Here is a 2637-nt window from a genome sequence, read left to right on the forward strand (position 1 = left end):
CACGCTTCAGGGCATCGCCGGGGGCAGCATCACACAAGTGCTGCGCCGGTGGCGCCGGCCGAGCGTCAAGAGCGGCGGCACCCTGACGACAGCTGTCGGAGTGCTGGCGATCGACGCGGTCGAGCCGGTCTCCGAAGCCGAGATCGACGACGAAGAAGCTAAGGCCGCCGGCTACGCCTCGCGCGAGGTCGCCTTGGAGAGCCTCACCGGCCGGGGCGGCGATCTCTACCGCATCCGCCTGCACCTCGCCGGCCCCGATCCGCGTCTGGCGCTGCGCGAGACGACGGAACTCGACGATGGCGAAGCGGACGCCCTCACCGGACAACTCGCGCGGCTCGATGCGCACAAGGTTTGGACCCGCGCCACGCTAGAACTGATCGCAACGCATCCTGGGCGACGCGCTGCCGAACTCGCTCACCTGCTCGGGCGCGAGATGCTCTCGTTCAAGCAGGATGTGCGCAAGCTCAAGGCCCTCGGTCTCACCGAAAGCCTCGATATCGGCTACCGGGTGTCGCCGCGCGGCAAGGCGCTGCTGGCGAGACTTTCGTCGCGCTGACGACTTTCTTCCATCCGATAGGGCCGCCTCAGGCCGTTTGAGCTCCAGCGTCGATCGCCTCGATGTCGCCGGCCCGGTCGTACTGCGCCTGATCGAGCAGCCCCTGGCGCTTGGCGACGATCGTCGGCACCAGGGCCTGACCGGCGACGTTGACGGCGGTGCGGCCCATGTCGAGGATCGGGTCGATGGCGAGCAGCAGGCCGACGCCGGCCAGCGGCAGGCCGAGTGTCGACAGCGTCAGCGTCAGCATCACCGTCGCGCCGGTGAGCCCGGCGGTCGCCGCCGAGCCGATGACCGAGACGAAGACGATCAACACATATTCCTGCAGGCCGAGCGGGAGGCCGTAGAACTGCGCGACGAAGATCGCCGAGATCGCCGGGTAGATCGCGGCGCAGCCGTCCATCTTGGTGGTCGCACCGAGCGGCACTGCGAAGGCGGCGTATTCGCGGGGAACACCGAGGCTTTTCTCGGTCACGGTCTCGGTCACCGGCATGGTGCCGACCGAGGAGCGCGAGACGAAACCGAGCTGGATCGCCGGCCAGGCTCCCGCGAAGAAGCGCAGCGGCGACAGCCCGTGCAGGAGGAGCAAGGCCGGGTAGACGATCAGCAGCACGATGGCGAGGCCAAGATAGATCGCGAAGGCGTACCAGGAGAGCTGCTGCAAGGTCTGCCAGCCATATTGCGCCACCGCATTGCCGAGCAGGCCGATGGTGCCGATCGGCGTCAGCCGGATCACCCACCACAGGATCTTGCGGACGATCGCCAGCAGGGATTCGTTGAAGGCGAGGAAGCTGTTGGCGCGCTCGCCGACCTTCAGCGCCGCGACACCGATGACGATCGAGATGACGAGCAGCTGCAGCACGTTGAAGCCGAGCCGGGTGGTGGCCGCCCCGCCGTCTACCCGCGTCGTCGCCTGCAGGCCAAACACATTGGCAGGCACGAGTCCTTTCAGGAAGTCGAGCCAGGAACCGACGGTCGCAGGCGCCTTGGCGCTGGCGGCGAGCGCACCGGAGTTGATGCCGGGCTGGATCAGCAGGCCGAGCGCGATGCCGATCAGCACGGCGATGAAGGCGGTGACGGCAAACCAGAGCAGCGTCTGCCAGACCAGCGCGGCGGCATTGGAAAGCTGACGGAGATTGCTGATCGAGGCGACGATCGCCGTGAAGATCAGCGGCGGCACCAAGGCCTGCAGCAATTGCACGAAGATCGAGCCGATCGTCGCGAGCGCGGTCGTCAGCCAGTTCGGCTGCCCGGCCGCGTCCGGGCCGATATTGCGCGCGATCCAGCCGAGCAGGAGCCCGATCACCATCGCCGCCAGAACCTGGAAGCCGAAGCTGGAATAGAACGGCTTGGCGCCGGCGGGCGTCGCACCGGCGCGGGAGGTCGTTGTCGTCATGGCAGGATCTCGTCAATCGCCGCAATGCGGCTGAAGATGTATGCCCGGTTTATAGGCGCTGTCGCAGCTTGCGGGAAGCCGAATACTTCTATTTTGAGCCATTTAGACAGCGGAAGCATTCTACACTGAAACGCCCGGCGCGAATTCTTTTCTCTCGAGCACGTCAACCGCGTGCAAGCGCCCAAGTCAGCGCAGCGGCCAGACCCAGAGGATCAGCGGCACCGCGAGCAGGATCACAAGGGCCGAGAGCGGCGCGCCGAGCCGCGCATAGTCGCCGAAGCGATAGCCGCCCGGCCCCATCACCAGCGTGTTGCACTGGTGGCCGATCGGGGTGAGGAAATCGCAGGCCGCACCGATCGCCACCGCCATCAGGAAGGCGTCGGGATTGTAGCCGAGCGTCTTGGCGAAACCAGCGCCGATCGGTGCCATGACGAGAACCGTCGCGGCGTTGTTGAGGAAGGGCGTCACGGCCATGGCCGCGACCAGAATGAGCGCGACGGCACCCCAGCCTGGCAAGCCGGCGCCGATCTGGGCCAGCAGCCCGGCGAAGAGGTCGGTCGCGCCGGTCGCGCGCAGGCTGTCGCTGACCGGGATCAGCGCCGCCAGCATCACCAGGATCGGCGCCTCGACCGATTCGTAGGCATCGCGCAGCGTCAAGGCGCGCGTCACCAGCAGCAGCACCGCG

3 protein-coding genes are annotated in these 2637 nt (G+C 67.2%); 1 reads left to right on the plus strand and 2 read right to left on the minus strand.

The window, feature by feature from the left end; genetic code table 11:
• Positions 1-556 (plus strand): hypothetical protein (locus V6M48_RS10665; protein WP_332812522.1); only part of this gene is annotated, 556 nt, incomplete at its 5' end.
• A gap of 28 nt (positions 557-584) precedes the next feature.
• Here the strand turns inward: V6M48_RS10665 and V6M48_RS10670 are convergent.
• Both V6M48_RS10670 and V6M48_RS10675 read right to left on the minus strand, forming a co-directional pair.
• Complete coding sequence (locus V6M48_RS10670) at positions 585-1952, minus strand: dicarboxylate/amino acid:cation symporter (protein WP_332812523.1); 1368 nt, start codon at positions 1950-1952, stop codon at positions 585-587.
• Positions 1953-2138: 186 nt separating this feature from the next.
• On the minus strand, positions 2139-2637 hold a 499-nt coding region (locus V6M48_RS10675), incomplete at its 5' end, for an SLC13 family permease (RefSeq protein WP_332812524.1).

This window comes from Sphingomonas sp. (assembly GCF_036677245.1).
Taxonomy (GTDB): domain Bacteria; phylum Pseudomonadota; class Alphaproteobacteria; order Sphingomonadales; family Sphingomonadaceae; genus Allosphingosinicella.

Coding starts and splice junctions, on each gene's coding strand:
- V6M48_RS10670 (WP_332812523.1), bottom strand. CDS start 1,952: ATGACGACAACGACCTCCCGCGCCGGTGCGACGCCCGCCGGCGCCAAG.